At 35.9% G+C, this 5,497-nt stretch carries 5 protein-coding genes; all 5 read right to left on the reverse strand.

What is annotated here, in order from left to right; all coding sequences use genetic code 11:
* Positions 1 to 1,093 (reverse strand): hypothetical protein (locus J3U63_RS12905; protein ID WP_267371792.1); only part of this gene is annotated, 1,093 nt, incomplete at its 3' end.
* Between the two features lie 118 nt (positions 1,094 to 1,211).
* Positions 1,212 to 2,360 (reverse strand): hypothetical protein, encoded by a 1,149-nt coding sequence (locus J3U63_RS12910; protein ID WP_267371794.1) that lies wholly within the window; start codon positions 2,358 to 2,360, stop codon positions 1,212 to 1,214.
* 66 nt (positions 2,361 to 2,426) lie between these two features.
* Positions 2,427 to 3,590: a hypothetical protein gene (locus J3U63_RS12915; protein WP_267371795.1), complete on the reverse strand. Its 1,164-nt coding sequence runs from the start codon at positions 3,588 to 3,590 to the stop codon at positions 2,427 to 2,429.
* Positions 3,590 to 4,588: a hypothetical protein gene (locus J3U63_RS12920; protein ID WP_267371797.1), complete on the reverse strand. Its 999-nt coding sequence runs from the start codon at positions 4,586 to 4,588 to the stop codon at positions 3,590 to 3,592. The genes J3U63_RS12915 and J3U63_RS12920 overlap by 1 nt, the downstream gene beginning before the upstream one ends.
* A gap of 10 nt (positions 4,589 to 4,598) precedes the next feature.
* The coding region (locus J3U63_RS12925; RefSeq protein WP_267371799.1) for a DUF2345 domain-containing protein at positions 4,599 to 5,497 on the reverse strand (899 nt) is incomplete at its 5' end.

The following is a 5,497-nucleotide window of genomic DNA, read 5'->3' on the forward strand; positions in this document are numbered from 1 at the left end:
GAAAATCATCTATCTGATCTCGCCATTCATTGTAATCCCAAGTTACAATTTTAGTTTTCAGTATTTCCAAATAATCTAATGCTGCCTGTTTTCCGGTTGGGGTAAGCATTTGTTCTAAACGTTGTTGGATTTGCTTGTTATATTCCCAAACCGGTGGTAGTTGATAAGCATGCCACGCTAAATTGTTGCCTATCTCGGTAATTTTTTGTTTTGCATAATCACTTAACAGCGACCAGGCATAAGCTTTAACCGGATCTTGCTCCCGTCCTAAACCATAGAAATAGGCTTCAGTCATGCGCAATATACCTATAATTGAGCTATGCTCTGCCATTAGCTGCGCATAATCTATTGCCTGTTTTAAATCGTCTGATTTTAATGCTCTGCGGTATTCAGTTAATTTATTCAGTTGCTCATATTTCTGATCTTTATATTGACGCCCTTGTTGAAATAATATTCGAGCTGTCAAAGCTTCGTAGCAATGATAACCACCTTCAATGGCATAGTTTAAATATTCAATACTTTTTTCTAATTGTTCATCTGGACTTGGCCGCGTCATTCCTTGTTCATCAAACCGACGAGGCGCGTAACTAAAAGACTTGTTATATGCAAAATACGGGTATTTTAAATCGGCAAACTTATCCCATAAATAGCCTCTTATTTTAATGCTTTTAAATATGTCAGGTTCAGACAAGGGATTACCTGCATTATCCACAAGTTGATTCCGATATTTTTGCATAAATTCATTAAAAGACATCATAACAATATCATATTCCTTTCCTTTTTCATCATACGAATCCGCCCAAAAGACAAGCTTATAATAATACGGCATGGCATTTTTGTCCCATTGCCAAGCATGTTTAACCAGCTTGACTAATTTTTCAGGATTGGTTACACCAAAAAATGTACCATCCTCAAATGAGGAACGATAAAGCTCCTCAGCTTCGTGGATGCGTAATAATTGATTTTCAGGAATGGTTGAGGGGTAAATTGTAAGGTCCCTAATTAAATTTTCGGATTCAACAAAACCAACATTAACTTGGTTATCGGATGATTGATTAAAATATAATTGATAAAGGCTAATAACCATTATCATAATCATTACTAGTATGACTATTTTCAACTTTGAACGTTTCAATTTGCTATTCTTCACACGCTATCCAGATTAATCACTATTATTCAACCTTAAACTCACTACAATATAGTCAAATAAATTACGGTTTAGGATGAAAATCATCTATCTGATCTCGCCATTCATTGTAATCCCAAGTTACAATTTTAGTTTTCAGTATTTCCAAATAATCTAATGCCGCCTGTTTTCCGGTTGGGGTAAGCATTTGTTCTAAACGTTGTTGGATTTCTTTGTTATATTCCCAAACCGGTGGTAATTGCTCTGCATCCCACGCTAAATTATTGTCTATCTCAGTGATTTTTTGTTTTGCATAATCACTTAACAGCGACCAGGCATAAGCTTTAACCGGCTCTTGCTCTCGACCTAATCCATAGAAATAGGCTTCAGTCATGCGCAATATGCCAATCATTGAGCTATGCTCAGCCATTAACTGCGCATAATCTATGGCTAGTTTTAAATCATCTGATTTTAATGCTCTGCGGTATTCGGTTAGTTTAGTCAGTTGTTTATATTTCTGATCTTTATATTGACGCCCATGTTGAAATAACATGCGGGCTATTAAATATTCGTAGCAATGATAGCCGCCTTCAATGGCATAATTAAAATACACAATACTTTTTTCTAATTGCTCATCAGGACAGGGGCGCGCCATACCTTGTTCATCATACCCACAAGTACCTATTACGTAACCATTTTGAAAGGCAAAATAGGGATATTTTAAATCGGCAAACTTATCCCATAAATACCACTGTATTTGACTATTTTTAAACACCTCAGGTTCGACTAACGGTTTACCTGCACTATCCACTAACTGATCCCGATATTTGTGCATAAACTCAGCAAAGGACATAATGATACCGTCCTCTTTTCCTCTTTTATCATAAAAATCTTTACAACTAAGAACATCGTAATAATACGGCATGGCATTTTTATCCCATTGCCAGGCATGTTTAAGAAATTTTATCAATTGTTCAGGATTAACCACACCATAAAATACGCTATGGTCAAAGGCTGAGTTATACAGCTTTTTAGCTTCGTCTATGCGTAATAATTCATTTTCGGGGATAGTTGAAGGGTAAATGGTAAAGTCCATAATTAGATTTTCCGGTTCAACAAAACCAACATTAACTTGGTTATCGGATGATTGATTAAAATATAATTGATAAAGGCTAATAACCATTACTAGCATGACTATTTTGAACTTTGAACGTTTCAATTTGCTATTCTTCACACGCTATCCAGATTAATCACTATTATTCAACCTTAAATTTTACTCACTACAATATAGTCAAATAAATTACGGTTTAGGATGAAAATCATCTATCTGATCTCGCCATTCATTGTAATCCCAAGTTACAATTTTAGTTTTCAGTATTTCCAAATAATCTAATGCCGCCTGTTTTCCGGTTGGGGTAAGCATTTGTTCTAAACGTTGTTGGATTTCTTTGTTATATTCCCAAACTGGTGGTAGTTGATAAGCATGCCACGCTAAATTGTTGTCTATCTCGGTGATTTTTTGTTTTGCATAATCACTTAACAGTGACCAGGCATAAGCTTTAACCAGATCTTGCTCTCGACCTAATCCATAGAAATACGCCTCAGTCATGCGCAATATGCCAATAATTGAGCTATGCTCGGCCATTAACTGCGCATAATCTATGGCCAGTTTTAAATCATCTGATTTTAATGATCTGCGGTATTCGGTTAATTTAATTATTTGTTTATACTTTTCATCCTGATAATGGTCACCTTGTTGAAATAACATTCGAGCTATCAAATCTTCGTAGCAATGATAGCCACCCTCAATGGCATAATTTAAATACACAATACTTTTTTCTAATTGCTCATCAGGACAGGGGCGCGCCATACCTTGTTCATCATACCAACAAAAACCCATTCCCCACCCCTTTTTATATGCAAAATACGGATATTTTAAATCGGCAAACTTATCCCATAAATACCACTGTATTTGCTCACTTTTAAATACGTCAGGTTCAACCAACGGTTTACCAGCACTATCCACTAACTGATCCCGATATTTGCGCATAAATTCTGTAAATGAGATCATCCCATCATCTTTGTAACCATCATTAAAGAGTTCCTGCCAACTAAGGAGAGAGTAATAATATGGCATGGCATTTTTATCCCATTGCCAGGCATGTTTAAGAAATTTTATCAATTGTTCAGGATTAACCACACCATAAAATACGCCATCGTCAAAGGCTGAGTCATACAGCTTTTTAGCTTCGTCTATACGTAATAATTCATTTTCGGGAATAGTTGACGGGTAAATGGTAAAGTCCATAATTAAATTTTCCGGTTGATTAAGTTCATAGTTTCGTTTTTTTGAATTATCAGTATTTAAATATATAAAGCCAATACTAATAATAAGACCTAAAATAATGACAAAAATGATTAATTTTTTCCGTATTGATTTGTTTTTTTTGGTAGTATAACTCATTAAATATATTCCAAATCATTTTGATTAAACACATCCACCTCAACAATGCGCGCTTCTAACTGACCTTTATTAAATACTCGGCAAGGTAGAATTTGATTTTTATCGGATAATTTTTTAATTTCTTGGTAAATAGGATATAACTTAGGTAATGTAGTAGATGCTTTAATTTTTTTATTTTTTTCATAATTCGCTTTTAAAGCTAATACCCTATCTTTTGTATCGCCTGTCAGTAAAGCATATCCCCACAAAACAGGATCAGCCATATAAAGAGCTACTGCATTGTAATATCGATTAGGACGATAACCATATATTTTTTGAATATCTTCATTAGTTAGATAAGATTTTGGTATATCTGGCATATAAATGCCATTTGTATCCAATTCCCAATTTTCTTCAAACTGTTTTGAATTAGTTGCAAAGCTTCCAAAAGTAACTTGCCCTAAACAGCGTGTTTTTTGCTGCTCTGAAATGGTCTTAGCTAAGCAGATTTGTTGTTTTATTAGTGTTTCATCAAGAGTATCTTCAAAAGCTGCTCCCCGACAGGAGTGTAAAACAAAAATGCCTTCATTTGGATGCCATGGTAGACGTTCCATTTTATCATAAAAGTCAAAATATATTTTACCGCCACCAGTAAAAGTCAGGGAATTTTCATTGCCATGACCAAAATAATGAACTTGCCACAAAGCATATTTACAAGCCGTTTCTGAGTTAGTTAATTCATTATATAGTTTTGTCCATTCCGCTTTAAATTGTAATGGATACTCAAAATCTTTTATGATTCTAACTTCTGCATCGGGGTATTTAAGTTTTAATTGTTGTTCTTTAAATTTTGCCGCTTTAAAAAAGGTCGTTTTTCCCGCACCACTAAAAGAAAATAATATAAAAAGAGGCGTTGGTACGTTTTTTAATATCACTTCCTCAGTGGCAACCTCGCCATTTTCAAGCTTACTTGTTTGAGCTGTAAAAATTTTACATTTTTGCGTGTTTTCATTTGGCATATTGATTAACTTACCTACTAATTAATTCCAGTGTAATTGTTTCATTTTCATTGGTAGAGTGGAATGGTTGTGTATACCCATTTTTATCGGTTTGCCCTTGTATCTTTCTACCATCAGGTAGCGTAGCAATGTAACGTTCATTGGCATAAATTTTTCCAGTTTCATCTTTACAGATAAATTTAACAGCATAATCACCAATAATATACGGTAGTGCTAATGGATTAGGTGCTATTGTTTTTGCCCCCATTTTTTGCAGGGCATTGCTTTTTATATACACATTACCAGCTGTACCGAGTTCAATCCCCTCTTCACTGATTTTGATATAAGAGCCTCCACAAATTAAGGTGATTTTTTGACTGGCTGTGATTGTCAGCTCACCATCAACACTGTCAATTTTGATATCCTGCTTGGCGGCCATATTCAGGTTGGCATTTTGCGCTTGTAGGTTTATATCACCCTGGTTAGCAAAAACTTTCATCCCCGATTTGTGGGCAAATAATCCCAATGATTCACCACCAGACAGGGTGATGGTTTTTAATGCAGTGATATCAGTCTGGTTTTCACTGGTTAAGGAAATACTGCTACTCGTGGATAGTTGGATGTTTTCAGGACTGGTTAACGCCATGCCCTCCTGTGCATAAGCTAAAATGCCACTTTGCGCCAGTTCAGTTAAGTTTGCCTTGAGCTGATTTTGACTGTCGGTATCAGCACTGTGTGCTTCCGATTGTTTAGCCGCATTTTGCAGGGATTTAGCTATCGATAAGGCGTTTTCTAGTTGCGCAATCGCGCCTTGCATATCCAGCTGTTTGCCCTGCGCTTTCGGTTCGGTTTGGGTGGTCAGATATAACCCCTTTGCCGCCGCTAAGGCGCCCCATTCATCAGTGCGCAGTTCAAACCCTTCACCTCGCT

Origin of the sequence: Gilliamella sp. B2838 (assembly GCF_026536185.1) — a bacterium.
Taxonomy (GTDB): Bacteria; Pseudomonadota; Gammaproteobacteria; order Enterobacterales; family Orbaceae; genus Gilliamella.

Bases quoted from the DNA above. Each gene is read 5' to 3' on its own strand.
- J3U63_RS12915 (WP_267371795.1), bottom strand. From the start codon at position 3,590: ATGAGTTATACTACCAAAAAAAACAAATCAATACGGAAAAAATTAATC.
- J3U63_RS12920 (WP_267371797.1), bottom strand. From the start codon at position 4,588: ATGCCAAATGAAAACACGCAAAAATGTAAAATTTTTACAGCTCAAACA.